At 43.5% G+C, this 20,427-nt stretch carries 6 protein-coding genes and 1 pseudogene; all 7 read right to left on the minus strand.

From position 1 onward, the window contains the following. Nucleotides 1-533 precede the first annotated feature (533 nt). Nucleotides 534-1,511: a toxin-antitoxin system YwqK family antitoxin gene (locus R7M92_RS02005; RefSeq protein ID WP_315957079.1), complete on the minus strand. Its 978-nt coding sequence runs from the start codon at nucleotides 1,509-1,511 to the stop codon at nucleotides 534-536. A gap of 56 nt (nucleotides 1,512-1,567) precedes the next feature. Further along, nucleotides 1,568-2,992 (minus strand): toxin-antitoxin system YwqK family antitoxin, encoded by a 1,425-nt coding sequence (locus tag R7M92_RS02010; RefSeq protein ID WP_053304432.1) that lies wholly within the window; start codon nucleotides 2,990-2,992, stop codon nucleotides 1,568-1,570. Then, on the minus strand, nucleotides 2,992-4,236 hold the full coding sequence (locus R7M92_RS02015; RefSeq protein ID WP_017635775.1) for a tetratricopeptide repeat protein: 1,245 nt from the start codon (nucleotides 4,234-4,236) through the stop codon (nucleotides 2,992-2,994). Before R7M92_RS02015 ends, R7M92_RS02010 begins: the two co-directional genes overlap by 1 nt. Before the next feature lie 325 nt (nucleotides 4,237-4,561). Further along, entirely contained in the window at nucleotides 4,562-4,990 is a 429-nt protein-coding gene (locus R7M92_RS02020; protein WP_017635776.1) for a hypothetical protein, read from the minus strand. 740 nt (nucleotides 4,991-5,730) lie between these two features. After that, complete coding sequence (locus R7M92_RS02025) at nucleotides 5,731-6,810, minus strand: hypothetical protein (RefSeq protein ID WP_258508951.1); 1,080 nt, start codon at nucleotides 6,808-6,810, stop codon at nucleotides 5,731-5,733. Between the two features lie 3 nt (nucleotides 6,811-6,813). After that, nucleotides 6,814-8,525: pseudogene (locus tag R7M92_RS02030) on the minus strand (hypothetical protein). Nucleotides 8,526-9,292: 767 nt separating this feature from the next. After that, entirely contained in the window at nucleotides 9,293-20,413 is an 11,121-nt protein-coding gene (locus tag R7M92_RS02035) for a tandem large repeat (RefSeq protein WP_318132578.1), read from the minus strand. Nucleotides 20,414-20,427: the final 14 nt, after the last annotated feature.

Below are 20,427 nucleotides of genomic sequence, written 5' to 3' on the forward strand. Positions count from 1 at the left end.
CGTGCTGGATTTATCTAGCAAAGCAGCATCCGATTCTAATGCTTCAATTTGAGCAAAGCGCTTTTGCTTTGGTGAGAGGATGACCTTGATCGGCTCAGGCTAGTCGTAAATTGAGTTTTTGATGTAATTGAACATTAATACCGTAACAATAGCTAAATCATTGAATCAATTGGGCCTAGAGTACTTTCCTTCTTTGTTTTTCTTCCATTCGACTATGGCTCTCATCAATCCAAAAGATCAGAGAGCAAAGGTTGATTAGGGCTGTATTACACTGGTCCCATATAACTGTTTTGTTTCGAGGTTTAAGCATTAATCTACGACGATCCTTGGAATTCGTTCAGATCGCAGCTTATTGATTTAATTCCATCGATTTAAGCAACAAAACTCCAATAAGCAACCAGTATAGTTGAAAGGGTGTTTATAAATCACACATCCAATCGAAGTAAAAACAGGATGTTTATTTACCCGTCCCTACTACTAAAAAGCGTAAAAACTGAGGAGCCTTCCCATTCAAACTTACAAACTCAAATCGTTTATAGCGTTGTAAACTCAGTGACTTCTCCATCTTTGTAGACGAACTGAGTTTTTACACCGTTTTCAGTCCAAAGTAGTTCTTCACCATTAAGCTCACCTTGGGTAAAGTGGCTGGTTGACTGCGGTTTACCATTCTTGTACCAAGTTTGTTGCTTGCCTTGTTTCAAACCAGCTTGATACTCAGCAGTGCGCATTAATTGCCCATTTTTATACCAAATTGACTCTTTGCCCTGCTTAAGACCGTCTTTGTATGTCACGTCACTTTTCAGTTGACCATTCGGATACCAATAACGTTCCCGACCTTCAAGCTTCCCACTAACATATTTGGCTTGGACAGCAATGTTGCCATTTTCAAACCAGTGTTCATGTTTACCGTTATATTCACCGACAGTAAACGTAGTTCGCTGTTTCAGCTTGCCATTGCTGTAATACCAAGTTTGCGTACCTTGCTGTCGGTTATTTACGAACTCACCGCTGAATATCAGCGTACCATTACCGTCCCAACCCTGTGTTAACCCATGACGCTCACCTTGATTCATATTGATGAACCATTGCTTACGGCCATATGTGTCCCAGTATTTGGTTAATCCGTGTTTTTTACCATTGAGATACTGACCTTCCCATGCCATCTGATTAATCAGGTGTGTGTACCAGATAGCAGCGCGCCCATTCAACACACCATGCTCATAAGTATTCAACATTTTAGGGCGACCAGAATAAGTCCAAAACTTCTCTTCACCGTGCTTTTTACCGTCAACATAGGTGATTTCACTAAGCTTATTCAAAGATTGCTCAGGCTCATCTTTATCCATAAAGTACTGTAAGTCAGTGCCCGTGAAAGGTGTTGTATGACCTCGCTCATAAGCAAGCATTTCTTTTTCACCTTTAAATTCAAGAATAGCTGCATTAGCAACCAGCGGAATTAAACACAAGGCCAGCAATCCATGTTTAATAAAATGGCGTGCTTTATCGTACATACTTGTCTCTTCCAACATATAAACGCTTTTAATACTCTGTATTAGATCCATTATGATTACAGACTCCATGATTTTTCTGAATGCAACGTTCCGTCATCCAACCATTTTGTCTGCTTGCCAACGAGCTGACCTTTAACATAGTGAGCTTGCTCTTTCAGTTGACCATTGCTGTACCATTGCTTTGCTTCACCATTCAATACACTCCGATTACCCCACCTATTCTTTTCAATAACGTAACTTAGTTCACTCTTTAGTTGGCCATCCTTGTACCACGCCTTATGTGTACCAATTTCGCCATCACGAACGATAATACCTTGTGTTTTAATCTGCCCGTTACCGTACCAAGATGTTTTTGAATACCTCTCCGGATTCTTAGTCGCTTTTATCTCATGTTTTTGATTACCATTTTTATACCATTCAGCCATACCAATATAAGCTGATTTATAAGGTCCCTTTTTATTTATATCAAGGCGGTCTATCGTTTCAATACTGCCTGAGTCATACCAGGTATATTGCAAATCATCAAAGTGACCACCAAAGGTATACTTCTCACTAGAAAGTAAGTTCGTGTTTCGATGATATCGAAGCCACTTGCCAGTCAGCGTCGGTCTCATACTCAGTAATATACCCTGAGGATTATAACTTTGGATAAAACCATAGTTCTGCCCATCACGGGTACTGTATATCGAACGAATCTTACCTTTGTAATGTTCCCACTTAATCCCTTCGTATTTGCCGTCTTCTCTAAAATAAAAAGACCTCTCATTGTATCGCGCAACACCATCAATCATGTCGATATCATAATCGAGCACCATGCCGTCTTCCCTTCCGCGATTGAAATACTCTTCTCCTTTGAGGCGATGATCAGCAAAGTAGCTGCGACTTAACCCCGCTCTGGTACCGTCAACGTATTGTTCGTCGCTAGAAAGATATCGATTGCCTTGTTTATCAATATCCCATTGCTTTTTATCACCTTGGTATTTGTTATTTACATACTGCACCTCGCGATAAAGACGACCTTCACGCCAAAACTTCTGTTTGCCGTTATAAATACCATACTGATAGGTATTGAGCTCTTCGAGGTAATAGCTTGGCTGGCCTTGGTCATTCTTAACAGAACGATCTATTTTCCACTCTTGTTCAGTACCGTGTTTCTTACCATTAAGCCAATGGCTTTTTGATTCTAAGCGACCATCTTCAAACCAACTAAAGCTTGGTCCATGCTGCTTTCCATTTAAGTAATAAGCCTCAGCACGCTTAGTCCCATTATCATAAAAAGACTCTGCAACCCCGGTATAAGGGCTCTTATCTACCTTTAGTAGCGCCGTCACATCGTTTCGATTACGTATATTACGTTCAAACTCAAGGTCATTGAATGGAGTCGCCGATACCGACAATGAAAACAGTAAGCACTGACTCATTAGTGCTATTGTCATGCTTAATGACAAGGCTTTTTTATAAGGCGAGCCTAATAACAGCATTATCGTTTATCCTCTTCGTTACAAACTTCAGGGCTACGGTTACAGATGATGGGCTTCATATTCATATCAAAATCATATTTTTCGATCATGAGTTTGACCCAAGGATACACTTCCGCATCACGCTCTTTTGGCATGTATTGGTACACTTGAACTAACATGTTCAGCGCTGATGCGGATTCTTTCGCAACAAGTTTAAGATACTCAATCCCTCGCTCCCGATCTTTCTCAACTACCATGCCTTCTAAATACATGTAACCTAAGTTGTAATACGCACAGCTTTCCCCCTTAGCCTCGGCTTGTCGTAACAAAGCTAAGCCTTTCTCACCATTGGCACTGTCCTTGTGTTCAAGGCGAACATAGTCAACGCCCGCTGCGCACATTGCGCCTGGGTCACCTTGTTTTGCGCCCAACCGTCTTGCTTCACGCGCCAATTTCCAGCGCGCATCGCCCTCTTCATAAAGTTGATAGTGATCGCCTAATAGTGCACTTGCTTCACCGTCCCCCATCTCAGATGCCTTAATTAGTAACGCTTTCGCCTCATCGTAATAGCGTGTGTTGGTCAACGCTTTAGCTTTGGCAACCAACTGCTTTGACTTACTCAATGAAGTGATATCTAGTTCAGGCGCAGTTTCAGAGCAATGATTCATTACGCGGGTTAGCATTTCAGCGAGACCACTAACAGGGAAATCATCGTCAAAGTCGTTAGTCATCTGGCTGAGTTGACCTTTAGTATTGATCTCAACATGCACAGCACTGTTGCTTTTGAGTGCATCAATGAACGCCGCTTTAGGTTGAAAAAATTGTCTGTTAGCAGCAATAGTTGGTGCGTACTGGTCTGCATTTTCGCCATGCTCAACACGGTAGTAATGACGAGTTCCATCTCCAAAGGTGAACAAATAATCACTATTTTTAAGGTAGAAATCCATGTATGACTTGTTGATACCAAATTGCACTTTATGGCCATCACAAAAAGCATAGAAACCGTCTGCAACTTCCCAGTCGAATTCCGGGTCTCCGATATAGCTCGCGCCTTGAACTTGCACGTTACCATTATCATCTTCTTCAACCGTAGATGCGTAATAAATGCTCGCATCAGGTGTATAACCATGGGTGACAATGCCTTCAGTGTCACTGGATACACGTTTCTCTTTAATATCGGTATAAACAAACGGCTCATTTTGAGCATAGACATATGAACTTGCTGCAAAAGCAAGGCATGCAAGCTTGATTGATGTATTATTCATTTGAACTCTGTTTTAAAATCTTATTTACTGGAAGTAACTTTTAAGGAATGCTATCGATTCGTTTGTTACAACTAGCTATTATTGCTTCTCCAGTTAGTCCGACAAATTGCTCCATCAAAGTTGGATTTTGTTGCGGTGTAGCCGACAGCGGAGACAACTATAATCGTCAAACCCAAGCTGAGTAATATTTTCTTTTTCATTCTTAATCCATTCTTTAATTGGGTTGCCATGGCAAATACGCCCCCAACAGATTAAAAAATATGAGTATATTTCCCAGCTCTGACTTGTGGGACGCAGACAAAGAATGGTTGACAAAAATTTGAGGTTAATCAGTTAAAAGGACCTTATCATTTTGTCCCTTCAGTATTCTCAGACATCTAGAAATCATATAAATTAGACACATCGCTATAGCAGCCAATAGACTTAATTGGGTGTAAAGTAACACCTCAGTACTGCCCCAAGCCTCTCTTAATTCAGAATAATCACCAACAGCGGCGTTAATAACCACGCCAAGGGCAATAAAGAGGTATAACAACCACAATTGAACTTTATTTCTAGGGAGAGTCTTCCACGGACATCTTTCACTAGACTGAAACACTCTGATAGCCTCACTATCTGTCTTTGCATCAATCATTTCTTCTTCAACGAAAAAGCCTTCCGTTTTTAGCCTATTGATATCAGATGACGATGTTGCACTCATTAGGTCAATCGCCACCGCAATCTTATCCCGATGTAAAATAACGTAACTATTCATTAGTACTCCCATAAAAATGAGACACTTTACGTTATATCAGTTGACGATTCAGCTTTCAGTTTTACTAAAATATTAGCGAATAAGTCGCTTTCCGGACTTCCGTGATCTTGCTCGAATATTCTATATGGAAGACAAACGTCTGCGTCTGAGCCTAGGTAATAAAGCCTCACTGGAGCCAGAAAAGACTGCCTTCAGTAGGTGCTTGCAACACTCTACAGCTAACTACGGAAGCACAATAGTAACTTGAGATACAGGTCCTTTGGTGACAAGCTATGTTGCTCCACTAAATCATAAGCCATCATTCGATAGCCCAACATACAAACTTATATTGAAGTCAATGCCTATTTCGCCAGTACGTAGAATATACCATTGCCACCCTATCCGTCTTTCACGCTCGACGACTGTTATACGGGGGCAAACGGTGATATACACTGAATCGATCACTTTTATTTTTGACTTTCATAAAGCTTCGGTAACGTAAAACGGTTTGCAGGGTAAATCCTTTAGAGCTATTGTAATCTAACGTAACGGCTCAGCTATCTATATTGCCATCAATTCGTTTCAGACACTAAAGTACCCAACCTTACCAGAGCTAGCGAAACTGAAGTTTTCGCCTTTAAATCAAAAATTTACGCCAAACCCAGCTTTTGTATGCCAATCAAATATTCGACCTTCATCCGTATTGTAGCTGTAGAATAAAGCGCCAAATAAGTAGATTTCATCATCGTAGGTTCTGGCCATTATTTAGCCTCCTTAAACCAGTTGCCATGATTTGCAGAGAGGTTATACACAATTGCAGGATCTAACGTGCGCCCATAACCCAATGGAGACCAGCTCCACGCTTGTTTAGTATGGTTTTTCTGCACCGACATCAGCATCGCGTTGTAATTTGTTAGCGAAAAACGATTATTTAAACCGATGGCATATTGCATTGCTCCATCACGCTTAATCTGTTTACCTTTCGCTAGGTCGACGACAAACACATTGTGATAGTTGCGATTAGCCGCCCAGACAATGTCCCCTTCTGGACTTATGGCTTTATAATCCGCTTTTGATTTATTCGTCGCTAAGTCCTTATCCCAAAAAACTGCTTTTGCTTTTTGATTTGTATTTGCATCGTAAATAAGCGCAGCAAAATCATTTACCTGATATCTTTTCCCGTCCTTTATGAAGCCAGTATCACTGATGTAAAGATCGGTCTTTTCCGCCTCACCTTTAGCAATATCCCACTTATAAACCACACGACCAACCTTACCAGTGCGGTAATAAACGTAGCTGCTATCTTCCGCCCATAAAAATCCGGAAGGGCCTTCAATATCATGTGGCAGCTTAATCAGCTTCTGGTTTTTGATATCAAAAAGGTAGTTAGTCAAACCAAAACCGACTGCAACGTAACGATTGTTTGGCGAGCGACTGGTTTTATCAACAGTTATGTCACCATCGCCAAGCCATGGCAAATCGGTCACCAAACGTAAATCGGTGCCATCAGTCTTCATACTCCAAATTTTGGTTCGTCCTTCGTATTCATTATACATAGGGTCTGGCTCATAGCCTGAGTCGTTTGATAAGTTGGCCCAAGTAAACTGAACGCGTGGCAAATCGTAAGAGCTCGCGTCATTTAAGTCTTCCCTTGGCCATTCTTTGGCGCGATGGATAAAGTAACGAGGAAAGTCACGTTGTTGGTATGTCGCAGAGTCAGATTTAAAGATCTCACTTGGCTCCATGGTGTAATAGTTGTGTTCACCAATGTAAGTGCGGCCGTCATCTTTACAACCCGCTATCGATAAAGCAGCAAGCAACAGTAATAGTATTTTCTTCATGGTTTAACCTAGCAATTCTGAAATGGGTACATTTTCTTCTACAACGACAAGACGTTGGCTACCGGTGGAGAGGCTCGAATGAACACCTCGAACAATATCGACGCTCTTGACCTCTTCCGGCGGGAATGCGAACCGAAGCGTCATATAACCATCGTCATCTTTCATTGCTGAACGAAAGTACGATTTGTGAATCCAATCCTGTTCTATGTTACGAAGCCCAAAGAAATCGTCCGGCTGATCTGTCAAAGGCTCGTGAAGGTAACGTATAGAAGGCAATGCGCCTCTTGGAGCCAACTTAAGCCCCGCGATATTGCTCTCTTTGTGTTCGTTGATGATTCCACTGCCAGTGCCTGTCGATGTGGTACCAGAAACTGGAATAATATTCTCGCCCGCATTATTAAAGCTTTGGGATGAGGAGTATATTTGCAACTCTGAAAGAGACTTAGCAATTGAAGCAGGATCACTCTCTAGCTCAGACAGTTCCGTGTTTGTCAAAGCCAACTCGGAGTAATGGATATAACATTCTTGTGCTTTTCCCGCGACTTTATATGGCACCCAAATATGCGGTAGAGGAACGCCTTGCGCAATACGCAAACCATCTTTGCCAGCTTTATAAGGGCTTAGCACCGTTTTAACAGTGATAGGATCAATATCTAATTCTGGAAAAACAACATCTACTTCCTCATCTACAAAGCGGAATACCCTAGCACCTTGATCAAGGCTTAGATGTCCCGAATACACTTTCTGACCGGATTGATAAATCTCAAATGCTTCTTCGCCAATATAGTAGTCTGGTACAAGGTTGGCCCCATCAATGTTGACATGTCGTGTTTTCATCGAAGGTTCAGGATCATTATTTCTGTAGTACTCTAAATCGACATCAGCAAAGTAGCCTTTTGGTGTAACTTCAACCTCTCGCCAAACTTTGTTATTCCAGATTACATAGAAATAACCTTCTGCAACCAACTCATGTCCATTTGGGCCCTCTAGCATAGGTAGTACAGGCACCAACACGTTATCCCACTCATCCATCTGAGTTTCTTTATCAACGGGTTGCATATCTTCGGCGAGTTTAAGCAAAATTGGCTGAGGCTGATCAGTGCAAGGGATTTTGATATAGAGCGTTTTGCCCTCAGCTTCGAGATCTTTAAATGTCGCGAGGCTGCGGTGTTTGTTTTCTGTATCAGCCTTACCTACAGTCACTTTTTCTTTTTGAGCGTCCGTTTTACCCAACATCAAACATGCCGCGTTGCTAGACCACTGCCCTGCAAACTCGACAACAATTTTTTGGTCTGGGCTTGGCTCAGAAGGTACATGCGTGTAACTGCGAACTAGAGCAACATCGTCAGTAACCTGCTTGTAACCCGCTTTAAAAACTTTGCTTTCATTCGAAGCAGATACAGAGTCAACGAGTGATTTAAGTCTAGGGAAGCTTTGCAGCTGAGAGTCCGTCAATGGCGACCGACGAGCAACGGTAGATAATGACACCCAATTGCCTTTTCCCAATTCGATTCTTATAGCTGCTAGCAATGCGCTGGTCGTTTTTTTGGCAGAGATGGAAATCTTTTCGCCAATTCTTGAGGGAGGTTTCTAAGGATGTCATCTGAATTTCGCAAACGCGAAAGCTGTCCTATACACTCGTCCGGTGTAAGAACATAAGATAGCTCGTTGGAGGATAGCTTCGAGCTAGGTATAAATTTGCAAACTAAATGCATTTGAATTCTCCACAACCAACATCGTAAATATGGCTGCGGTGACAATTAAGCTGATAAGGCTTACAAGTACGATTTGGTCTGCGTATCCTACTTACTTAGCCATTTATTTTCAAAGAGATAGAAAAATCGCCCGAAATCAAAAACACCAAAAAAATGGTCATTTTTGCTATCAAAACATGCGATTTGACCACTATAAAAGCCAGTAACATCACCCACTCTGTCAAAATGGTAAAATCTTACTATCTAAAAAAATTTAATTTATGGACTGAAGTTAACAAAAATCGTAGTAACGTGCGCTTCAGGTAAGCACGAGGAAATTCAGAAGTTTATGAGGTGCCCTCCTCAGCAACAAACAACAAATTGACTGTTACTGAGGAAGTCTAAATAAAAAGGTGAGCGCATTACGCACTCACAAAAGTAACTGCTCTGAAGCTTGCTAGGATTAAATTTGCTTCATCGCGAGTTAAAGAGGTGAGGTATTACCCATCGACCTCATGCAGAACACTATACTTAGAGTATAGAAACGAGCGTAAATATATAATATTTAAAAAGATTTTCAACGCGACACATTCACCACAGCACCTGCCGAGCGACCATCACAATCACGTCATACACACCTAAAAGCAACATTGGCCTAGTTATTATAGTTATTCAGCCTTGTATTAAGACGATTCATTAATTCGAGTAACTTATCAATAAAGGCAATTATTTTGATAAATATCACAAAAAGTCCCAAAGAAATAAAGCGAGCTAAACGCTCGCTTTATTTATGCCGCATTTTTTAAAGTTTTGTTATCACTAAAATATCGGTTGTAAACAGCACCTAAGGAGGCTGTACTTGCGAAACGATCATAGTTAAATGTTGCTTGAGCCTCTTCGGCAGAGGCGGAAAGCTTGTTGGTACCATTTACATAAATCGTCACTACCCCCTCCTTCAGTCCTGAAAGATCTAAATCAGTTGTCCATGAGTCTGAAAGCACGGCTGCCATGCCTGTGGCTTCTGTACCATCAGCGTCGACTGCTTTAATATCTATGAACTCACCATCTTCAAATCGTTCACTGCTACCACTTACTGTCACGCTTTCCACTCCAGTAACATCGTTGATAACGTCTAGGTGTATTGTCGGTGTAATTGGCATGGAGTAAGCCGTGCTCTGACTACCGGTATTTCCTGATAAGTCTTGGTAGTCACGAACAAGCAACCCCACATTGAGCTCTGACGTGCTTGGTACCACCACATCACCAGTCCAAACACTTGGGTCCGCGGTTGCCATTAATGAAGTGATCGTTGTACCACCTAACTCCGCCGCTGCGGACTGCAGATCTTTATCGAATTCTAGCGTTACCGTCACGCTTTGGCCGATGGCTTGGTGCTCAGGCGTAAACGTCACGTTAGTCAGCATTGGCAGAGACTGCGCGAGTGTAAAGCTCTGGCTTTCACTCACTTCAATGCCCGCTGAGTTCGTCCCCGTCACCATCACGATGTAAGTGCCATTGGTTTGGTGACTCATGTCCATTGCGTCACTGGTCCAAGTGCCACCGGCTTGTACCGTTGCGCTGCTGCTTTTCAATACCGTCGCGCCGCCTTGGGCTTTCACTTCAAGACGCAGGGACTGACCATCAAAACGTGTCGACGTACCTTCAAATTGTAGCGTGGCGGCATGCGCTTCATCCACATTACCCACTGGCGTAATAGCTAAGGTTGGTGTGATCGGCATGGAGTAAGCCGTGTTCTGGCTACCGGTATTCCCTGAGAAGTCTTGGTAGTCACGAACTAGTAACGCCACATTCAGCTCTGACGAGTCTGGTACCACTACATCACCAGTCCAAACACTTGGGTCCGCGGTTGCCACTAACGAGGTGATCGTCGTGCCACCTAACTCCGCTGCGGCGGATTGCAGATCTTTATCGAATTCTAGCGTTACCGTCACGCTTTGGCCGATGGCTTGGTGCTCAGGCGTAAACGTCACGTTAGTCAGCGTTGGCAGAGACTGCGCCAGTGTAAAGCTCTGGCTTTCACTCACTTCAATGCCGGCTGAGTTCGTCCCCGTCACCATCACGGTGTAAGTGCCGTTGGTTTGGTGACTCATGTCAATCGCGTCACTGGTCCAATTGCCACCGGCTTGTACCGTCGCACTGCTGCTTTTCAATACCGTCGCGCTGCCTTGGGCCTTTACTTCAAGACGCAGGGACTGACCGTCAAAACGTGTCGACGTGCCTTCGAATTGTAGCGTGGCGGCATGCGTTTCATCCACATTGCCCACTGGCGTGATGGCTAAGGTCGGCGTGATCGGCATGGAGTAAACCGTGTTCTGGCTACCGGTGTTTCCTGATAAGTCTTGGTAGTCACGAACTAGTAACGCCACATTCAGCTCTGACGAGTCTGGTACCACTACATCACCAGTCCAAACACTTGGGTCCGCGGTTGCCACTAACGAGGTGATCGTCGTGCCACCTAACTCCGCTGCGGCGGATTGCAGATCTTTATCGAATTCTAGCGTTACCGTCACGCTTTGGCCGATGGCTTGGTGCTCAGGCGTAAACGTCACGTTAGTCAGCGTTGGCAGAGACTGCGCCAGTGTAAAGCTCTGGCTTTCACTCACTTCAATGCCCGCTGAGTTCGTCCCCGTCACCATCACAGTATAAGTGCCATTGGTTTGGTGACTCATATCCATTGCGTCACTGACCCAAGTGCCACCAGCTTGTACCGTTGCACTGCTGCTTTTTAGTACCGTCGCGCTGCCTTGGGCTTTCACTTCAAGACGCAGGGACTGGCCGTCAAAACGTGTCGACGTGCCTTCGAATTGTAGCGTGGCGGCAAGCGTTTCATCCACACTGCCCACCGGCGTGATGGCTAAGGTCGGCGTGATCGGCATGGAGTAAGCCGTGCTCTGGCTACCGGTATTCCCTGATAAGTCTTGGTAGTCACGAACAAGCAACGCCACATTGAGCTCCGACGTACTTGGTACCACCACATCACCAGTCCAAACGCTTGGGTCCGCGGTTGCCACTAATGAGGTGATCGTCGTGCCACCTAACTCCGCCGCGGCGGACTGCAGATCTTTATCGAATTCCAGCGTTACCGTCACGCTTTGGCCGATGGCTTGGTGCTCAGGCGTAAACGTCAGGTTAGTCAGCGTTGGCAGAGATTGCGCCAGTGTAAAGCTCTGACTTTCACTCACTTCAATGCCCGCTGAGTTCGTCCCCGTCACCATCACGATGTAAGTGCCATTGGTTTGATGACTCATATCAATCGCGTCACTGGTCCAAGTGCCACCGGCTTGTACCGTTGCGCTGCTGCTTTTCAATACCGTCGCGCCGCCTTGGGCTTTCACTTCAAGACGCAGGGACTGACCATCAAAACGTGTCGACGTACCTTCAAATTGTAGCGTGGCGGCATGCGCTTCATCCACATTACCCACTGGCGTAATAGCTAAGGTTGGTGTGATCGGCATGGAGTAAGCCGTGTTCTGGCTACCGGTATTCCCTGAGAAGTCTTGGTAGTCACGAACAAGCAACGTCACATTCAGCTCTGACGTGCTTGGTACCACCACATCACCAGTCCAAACACTTGGGTCCGCGGTTGCCACTAATGAAGTGATCGTCGTGCCACCTAACTCCGCTGCGGCGGATTGCAGATCTTTATCGAATTCCAGCGTCACCGTCACGCTTTGGCCGATGGCTTGGTGCTCAGGCGTAAACGTCACGTTAGTCAGTGTTGGCAGAGATTGCGCCAGTGTAAAGCTCTGGCTTTCACTCACTTCAATACCCGCTGAGTTCGTCCCCGTCACCATCACGGTATAAGTGCCATTGGTTTGATGACTCATATCAATCGCGTCACTGGTCCAAGTGCCACCGGCTTGTACTGTCGCGCTGCTGCTTTTTAGTACCGTCGCGCTGCCTTGGGCTTTCACTTCAAGACGCAGGGACTGGCCATCAAAACGTGTCGACGTACCTTCGAATTGTAGCTTGGTGGCATGCGTTTCATCCACATTGCCCACTGGCGTAATAGCTAAGGTTGGCGTGATTGGCAATTCGTGAGCGGTGTTATCCTCACCTATGTTGCCAGTCAAATCTTTAAACTGACTAACAACCAAGTCGACACTTAACAGCGCGGTGCTCGGAACTTGTACATCACCAACCCAGACCTTTTTATCTGCCGTTGCTGACAGAGAACTAATGCGATTGCCGCCAAGCGTAGCGGTCGCCTCTTGGATCTCTTTGTCAAACTCAAGCGATACATTCACGCTTTGACCCGCACTCTGATGCTCGGGGTTAAATGTCACATTGGTTAGTTTTGGTAAGGTTCCTTCAACCGCGATACTTAAGCTGCTTCCTTTTCCAGGAATGGTGTTGGTACTTTGGTAGCTATCGTCCTCTACCTGTATTGTTATGTTTTTATCTTGCTTTTCTGGACTGATGTAATTAACCGTCCACGTAACGTTGTCTGAAGTGGACCACGTATCTTGCTTTAACGTTCCTGTTGCGCCGTTATCACTAGCGACAAGATGGACATCTGAGATATCAAAGTTCGTAACTTCTTCTGTAAAGTTAAACGTAAGTGTAATCTCTTCACCTCCAAAAAGAGGGGCGCTTGAGGCGGTAGAGATACTTAGCCCGGGAACGGTTGCCGCTTCCACATGCGCATCAATAGAACTTTCACTCTTGTTATCCACCTTGTCTGTTGCTGCCACCGTGATCGTATGATCGCCTTTCGGTAACAAATAGCTTATAACATAAGGCCCCGCTTCAGTTGTCGGCTCAGTAATCGCTTGAGGAGCCACTGTGCTACCACCACTCACCGCTTTTGACGTGACGAGATTTAAATTTTTATCTGTAATGTATGCACTAATTTCTAGTTGATACTTATCGTTTGTCGGCACCTTAGAGGCTTGATTAGCACTTAAGCCCGAAATACTTGGAGCGTCATAATCAACAATAGACTCGATAACCTTTCCATCATAACTTTTTCCTAGTAATTCAAAGCTTGTATTCTCTCTTCCAACTGAGTCCGTCACCGTCACCTTAAGGGTATATGACCCTTGGTTATCGACGGCAAAGTTCATCATTCCATTACCACTAGATGAGATAACATCACCTAAGTAACGCAAGGAATCACCGAGGCTTGGAATAAGCTCCACAGAATATTGTGAAGCTTTCACTCTTTCTCCTTCCACCGTAGATACCGTAAACGGCTGGCTTGCCTTGGTTAAAAACAGTTTCCCACCCTGCAAACTCGTAATTCCATCGAAATCAACCGTGACTTTAGGAACACTAATATCAATGACTTTTCTGATATCAGAATACAGTCCGACGCTATCTGTCGCTTTGATGTCTACTGTGATTGAACCACGCCCCTCTAACTGAGATTTCGGTAGTTCAAAGTACGTAGATGAACCATTCCCATCCTCTACTCTTTCTTCTTGATAACTCGGGTTTAAAACCGAGTAGTTTACTTTTGCCAGGCTGCTACCGGTGTCCGTTATGTCAAAACGAAAACGAACATTATCAGGATTTGTTGGCGATTCGGTTACGATAATCTCATCGCCAACACTTGGAGGTGTGTTGTCAACTTTAATATCAACGGTCGCTTCACCGACTCTCGACCACACATCCGTTGCGGTAATCGTTGTCCTGATCGTTTTTCCATCCGCATCGCTAGGAAGTTCACTTGTAAATGTTGAACACTTGTAGGTTGGATCATCTGCACACACCTCTAATTGTGCAAACTTCTCCGGATTATCTTTATAGTTGTAGGATTCCGTTCCAAACCTGGCCATCACATTGTCTAGTCTAGAGTTTTCATACAGCTTAATTCTGAATTTGGCGACAAGCTGCTGACCATTAATGGTTGTGTTTCCAACCGGATCTGTAATTTCAACGACTACCGAACCTTTAGGTAATTCAAGCAGTAGATCGTGCTCTGGCGTCAAGTTTCCTGCTAAATCAGATAAGTTCTTGATTTTGTATTCTTGAGTTGTACTCAGGCCATCAATAATATCGGCATAGGATTCAGAATACGTACACTTGATATTTCCAACACCTTTGGCACAAGTCGTTGGTGTATAAGCTTTGTTGCCAAGATTACGAACCAACTTTGGATATTCATCTGAACTTTCGGTATTCACGCCTGATAAAGCATCATTGAAAGAGAGCTCAAATGTGAGCATCTTCTTCTTCAAAGCTTCATCAAACCAAACATCACTTCCTTTAAAACTGTATGAGTTACCATCTACGACTGTCGGTGCATCAATATCCACCATCGAGAAATTGAACTTGTTGATCGTTTCACGCCCATTTGTACCCAAGGTTTTAGTGATCAAAGTAACAGGTGCTTTGGTCATGTTTTGCCCAACATTGACACTACAACTGTAAGGTTCTTGCGATACGTTGATAACACCAGAAGTTGGTTGCTCATTAGTTGGTGGCGCATCTAGAGAGTTGTATTCTTCACGAACCCAACACTCTAACGTTTTGGCTTTGACCGCACTCAATGTAGTAAAGGTGACATCAAGAACACCATCAGATAAGTAATTTTGGAAGTCCAGCGGGCTTTCAACTGTTAGAACCACGCCTTCACGCTGTACGCTAAAGGTTTGGTTTACTTTTCCAACCTTTCGGTCTTTTTCATCAAGGTAACGAACTTTGTTATAAACTTTGATATCAAGTTCATAATTACCATCTTTGGCAATTTGTGTAGAAAGCAACGTTGCAGTCCAAGTGCCATCTGCGGTTTCTGAGAACGTAAAGTTAGTCCCGTTTTGCTCTCCAGAGAATCTATAAGTTGAGTCAATTCGATCAACGCCACTATCATCAACAATATCAAGCGTCAGTACGATATTTCCATCTTGATAGATGGTGTTGTTTGTAATTGGCGTTCCATCCGTGTAACTCATCGCCAGCGTCACCTGCGGGATTGAGTTGTACACTTTGACGGTAAAATCTTGCTCATCACTGGTTAAGGTTGTGTTGCCACGAACATCAGACCCTTTTAAACGAACCTTGTGTGTACCCGTACCTAAATCACCAAGGCTCACTTTGAGATCCTCATTGATTTTTGTACCGGGAGAGCCAGGTAATGGTTCCAGATCGCTAAACGTCCAATACTCTAGGCTTTCTCGATTGACACCATTAATTGAAACATCACCGTTTGCATTTAGGTCTAGCGCCGTTAGGTCAAAGACATAGTTACCTAAGTAGTAGTCATTCGCATTGAAACCACTTAATCCTAATGTTGGTCCATCACGATCAAGAATAACCTTGTGCGTGTTAGAACTAGACTCAAAACCATAAATATCGGTTGCTTTTACATACAATGACGTTGTTTTTTCATCTTCAGAAATGTCTATTTTATCTGTGTCACTCTTGATAAGAGACATGACAAACTCTTTAGATGAATCCGTTGGCACAATTGTCTTAATTGGCGAATCTTTACCACTTTGATACAGCGAGACTTGCTCAAGGTCTGAATCGTCTATTACGGATTTAAATCGCACATTGAACTCACGCCCTATGACATAGTTCTCTTTAGACAATGTGTCTTCAACCCAAGGCGTATTTAGGATGATTTCAGGGCCTTTGTTATCGACTTGGAAGGTAAATTTCCCTGTTGTACTAACATTGGCAGGGTAAGCGTTGTCCGTCGCAGTGACGTAAAATTCATTCCATTCATCGTAATCAAATGCTTTTGAAACCAGTTGGACTTTGACGTCAGGCTGTTCACCAACTAGGTATGGTACGTCACACGCATCTGTTAGAGGGTCACAGCTTTCTAATGTCAGAGCCTGACCAGATCCGCGGCGCAAATCTATTTTTACGTTATTGCCAGAGCTTAACGTCCCCCAATCAATGACAGGTGCCCATTGGTTATTACCACCTAAACGGCTTTGAACCTGCTCACTTTTTACAATAGGGGCTTCAGAGTCGATACGAATATTGAATCTCGGAGCGGTGCTAGTTAACTCTGAAACGGAGTTACCTAAGTTGTCCTCTGCTGCTGCAACAACTAACCAATCTCCATCACCAGGATAAATCGTAGAGCCTTGATTTGAACAAATCTCGCCCGTACATAGTTTGACTTTAAACGCGTCTTTCGAGTTACTTGCAAAGTTTTCTGGTGTGTATGTTACTTTTTCACCGGTTTGCTGGTAGAAAACAAGGCCCCTCGAGGCAAGCTTATCACCAACAATATCCTCAACCTTGAAGGTTAATTCATGAGTATTGTTCGCATTTAAATAAATACCGTTTTCTACAGGTTTACCATCGACATCATTGGGTGGAAGGTAACTGGCCTTAGGGAAGTCGTTATCAATAAACACCGATTCTATAAACGGAGATTTACCATTGTAACCATACGCATTGCCATGTGGGTCCATAGCACTGGTCTCCACGGCAAACTCTATAATATCTTTTAGTTCACTAGACTGGGAGTTAAGGGTGAAGAAGTACTCTTTTCGATAAGTATTGCTGCTGTCTGAGTTTTCTACGATGTTGATGTCCAGTGGTATTTCAATATTTGGCTCATTGGCTTGATACCACATCGTGTTAAACTTCGGGCCGTGAGCGTCGGTTCCTACAATACCAGAAGGATCGTCTAGGACAATTTTAGAAACAACCTCGCCAGCGATATAAAGCCTATTACCAACCATCGTCTCTCTACCGCTTTCAATGGTTAATTTTGGCTGCGGAGGCAAGGTATCGATACTGCTACCCTCTGTATCAAAAATGTTCTTACCATTTAAGTCAGGATTAGCCATCGAAATATCATCAGCATAGAGCTGCGCGATATTGGTCTCAATACCGTATTTGCTCGCCATGATTTCATAATAGGATTGCGCCAGATCTTTTCGATAAGTTTCAGCGCCAAACGTGTAAGAATCGAGCGTAACTTGACTTCCTCCTGCCCCTACACCATTTGCTTTTCCATCGTAGCTAAAATCATCGTAAATAGCAGATGCAAAATCTAATGAGTTATTTCTTGGCATTCTCTCGGCAATACTATCAATTGCTTCAACAAGGAATCGGTGTAGATAGTCATTTGATGGCTTGTCTGGAATCGCTTTAGTCGTAAGCATTTCATTGGTTGCATAAGACACAACCGTTGGGTCAAACCCAAAGAATGAGTTGTTATTCGTACCTGATAACGCGTAGCGCACCTCATCAAGAATTTCAATCGCACGTTCTGAAGTTTTCTCTCCCGCTGTCACTTGATCCCACTGGAAATCAAACAAACCAGTCTGATATGTCGATAGTTCAGTAATATAGTAAGTTTGAGAACCTTTGAGCTTAAAATACACACCAATATTGGCCTTATTTAAGTCAACCGTTACTTTCTTGGTCCCTGGATCTCTTTTCCATTGGTAATAGTATGGCTCACTGCCTTCGATACCAATTAAACGAACACGCATGAAGTCATAATTCACAACATCAGTTGTGGTTTCACAACTCGCGACGTCAAGAGCCATTGATTGGTCACTTTCCAATTGTTGGATAGTGGTACAACTCGCAAGTGAAGTGAATTCACCACTTGGGCTCAACCCTTCAAGTTGAGCTCGCGCACCAATAAATGGTGTCACCACTTTTATGGTTGGTAGGTCAAAGCTACTTCTAAAATATACTTCTCTTGGAGTGCTTTCGTTATCAGACTCATCGACGGTTTGAATGACTAACTTTTGACTACTGTTTTCTGATACCGATTTAAAGCTGTCACCCAAAATATCTCTTACAAATGGAATGTAATAAATGACATCCTCTACTCGCCCATTGCTATCTAACAGCGTTTCGTGCGGAATTTTTGCGATGTAATCGTCATCGGATGCGGTTGTGTCAATAACTTGCTGAAGTGAGTAGTTGTTATCGTTGTTTTGGCTTACGTAGTACTTGACGACGAGCTTAAGCTTATTAGCGTTGGAGCCTAAAACCGTATCGGTATTTACGTCTGAAACTTTCACACGAACATAAGGGATTTTATTCTCTTTCAATAAATTAGCGTTGAAGTTACTAAAATCTATCCCTTTTAATGAGTTCTGAATCCCTAAACTTGCGTACGCATAGTCAATCTTCAGGAAATCGCGGCTTGCTTGAACATTGTCTGGGGTGTACGTATCTTGAGAGTAGATACCATCGTAAGTGGTTCGTTCACCATCTAAACCCACATTTACGTACGTCATTGACGTACCTTCAGGATAGGTTATCGTCTGTGCTGGCGCTTGATCGTCACGACTTACTGCATGCTGCGCAGAGCCCGTATTGCCTTTGCTATCCTTAGCTCGAACCTCAAAGACCGTCGTAGATAGGAATTCATCAGTTGGGTAAGCCTTACTAAACTCACAAGCATTTCCAGACTCTACAGTGACAGGAGAACATGTGACGCCCTCATGTAAGCCATCTTTAAATGAAATACTGACCGAACTAATCTCTTGCGAGCTTTCTTTTACAACCCCTTTCAGAACGTATTCTTTAAGTTGGTTATTAATTGCACTCGCCGATGTAATATCGATAACAGGCGCATCGTTATCCCATTCAAAGTTGATATGAAGACCCGAATGGCTGCCTGGAGTTAACTCATTACCCAGTACATCCGCTGTATATAAGACTAACCGTGCTGCTGTTACGTTTGAGAGCCCTGTGGCAGGGTTCATATCTACACTATCGATCTCTTTGGTATTAATGTTAACTTTAACGTTGGTCTCTCGAAGGCCAACTTCAAAATCATCAAATTCAACCGAACAGAATGTGCTTCCAAAATCTTGTATGTCGTTACATTGAAATTCACCAGACCAAGAGCCATTAATCTGATACTGAATAAAGGCGGATACGTCTTCTACACCGATATCATCAACAATTTTTAGATCAACTTTATCGGTGCCAGCAAGTACATCACGGTCAATGCGTGTCACGATAGGCGCTGTGGTATCAATCTCCGTCCCATCTCGCGGAGGAATGACGCCATCTGTACTGCCATATGTACCTAAGTCATTAAGCTTCTTACTAAAGTCGACATAGTCGGCAGCATCAGTACCTGAAATATTGATACTTGGGTCGTTTACCACGATCAAAACGTGCTGAGATAAGTCACGTGTGTAAACGTCGCTGTTTATCTTTTTCTGTCCAAAGCTGAGGGGAGTCACTGCTCCTGAAGTCTTGCTCACTTCAAGACCATCAAGAACACCATCTGCAATAACATCCCGATATTGGATGTCGGCGAAATGCATTGAAGTGTAGACGTTATCGCTGTTGCCGTATTTTTTTATAAGATCGTAAGAGTAAGACGAGTATGCAGTTAATAAAGCGCCGTATTGATGCCCAGCACTAGCAAAACTGCTTTGCCCACCTTTGGTTATATCAATAGGTTTGGTCTCATTTACGTCAAACCCATACATGCTATTGATACTATCCAAAGCGGTTGAAAAGGCACTCTTATCTGTGGCCCCCTGAGAAATTTTGTACTTTGCCAAGCCTGCTGCCAAGTTCGACAGCGGAGTAAGCATTAACTTTTGCTCACTCCCCTCTTTAAAGTTCACAACACCTTCAAATTTAAGTGTCTTCGCATTACTCACAGATACCGTTTCATTTGTAAACGGATCGGTATAACTCCCCTCTTTTGCAACAACAAAAAGAGGCATTGACGACGATTCAAACTCTAGCAGATAGTTTCCGAAGGCATCAGACGTAGTGTTAGCCAACTTCCGACCTAAGTTTCCATTTTTGAACTCGAAAACCTCAATCTTGGCGCCATTGACTGGGGCGTCAAACACCATACCGGAAATGCTTCCTTTGCTTCTAGCTGGAGGTGTGTTGTCTCCTCCATCACCACCACCACATGCACTCAATAAAAGAGATGTAAGCGTAAGACCTAATGTTAATTTCAGCGTATTTTTAGCGAACATAGTAATTTGGCAAA

Origin of the sequence: Vibrio sp. Vb2880 (assembly GCF_033337975.1) — a bacterium.
In the GTDB taxonomy this organism is placed as follows: domain Bacteria; phylum Pseudomonadota; class Gammaproteobacteria; order Enterobacterales; family Vibrionaceae; genus Vibrio; species Vibrio alginolyticus.

Coding starts and splice junctions, on each gene's coding strand:
- R7M92_RS02005 (WP_315957079.1), bottom strand. CDS start 1,511: ATGTACGATAAAGCACGCCATTTTATTAAACATGGATTGCTGGCCTTG.
- R7M92_RS02010 (WP_053304432.1), bottom strand. CDS start 2,992: ATGCTGTTATTAGGCTCGCCTTATAAAAAAGCCTTGTCATTAAGCATG.
- R7M92_RS02015 (WP_017635775.1), bottom strand. CDS start 4,236: ATGAATAATACATCAATCAAGCTTGCATGCCTTGCTTTTGCAGCAAGT.
- R7M92_RS02020 (WP_017635776.1), bottom strand. CDS start 4,990: ATGAATAGTTACGTTATTTTACATCGGGATAAGATTGCGGTGGCGATT.
- R7M92_RS02025 (WP_258508951.1), bottom strand. CDS start 6,810: ATGAAGAAAATACTATTACTGTTGCTTGCTGCTTTATCGATAGCGGGT.
- R7M92_RS02035 (WP_318132578.1), bottom strand. CDS start 20,413: ATGTTCGCTAAAAATACGCTGAAATTAACATTAGGTCTTACGCTTACA.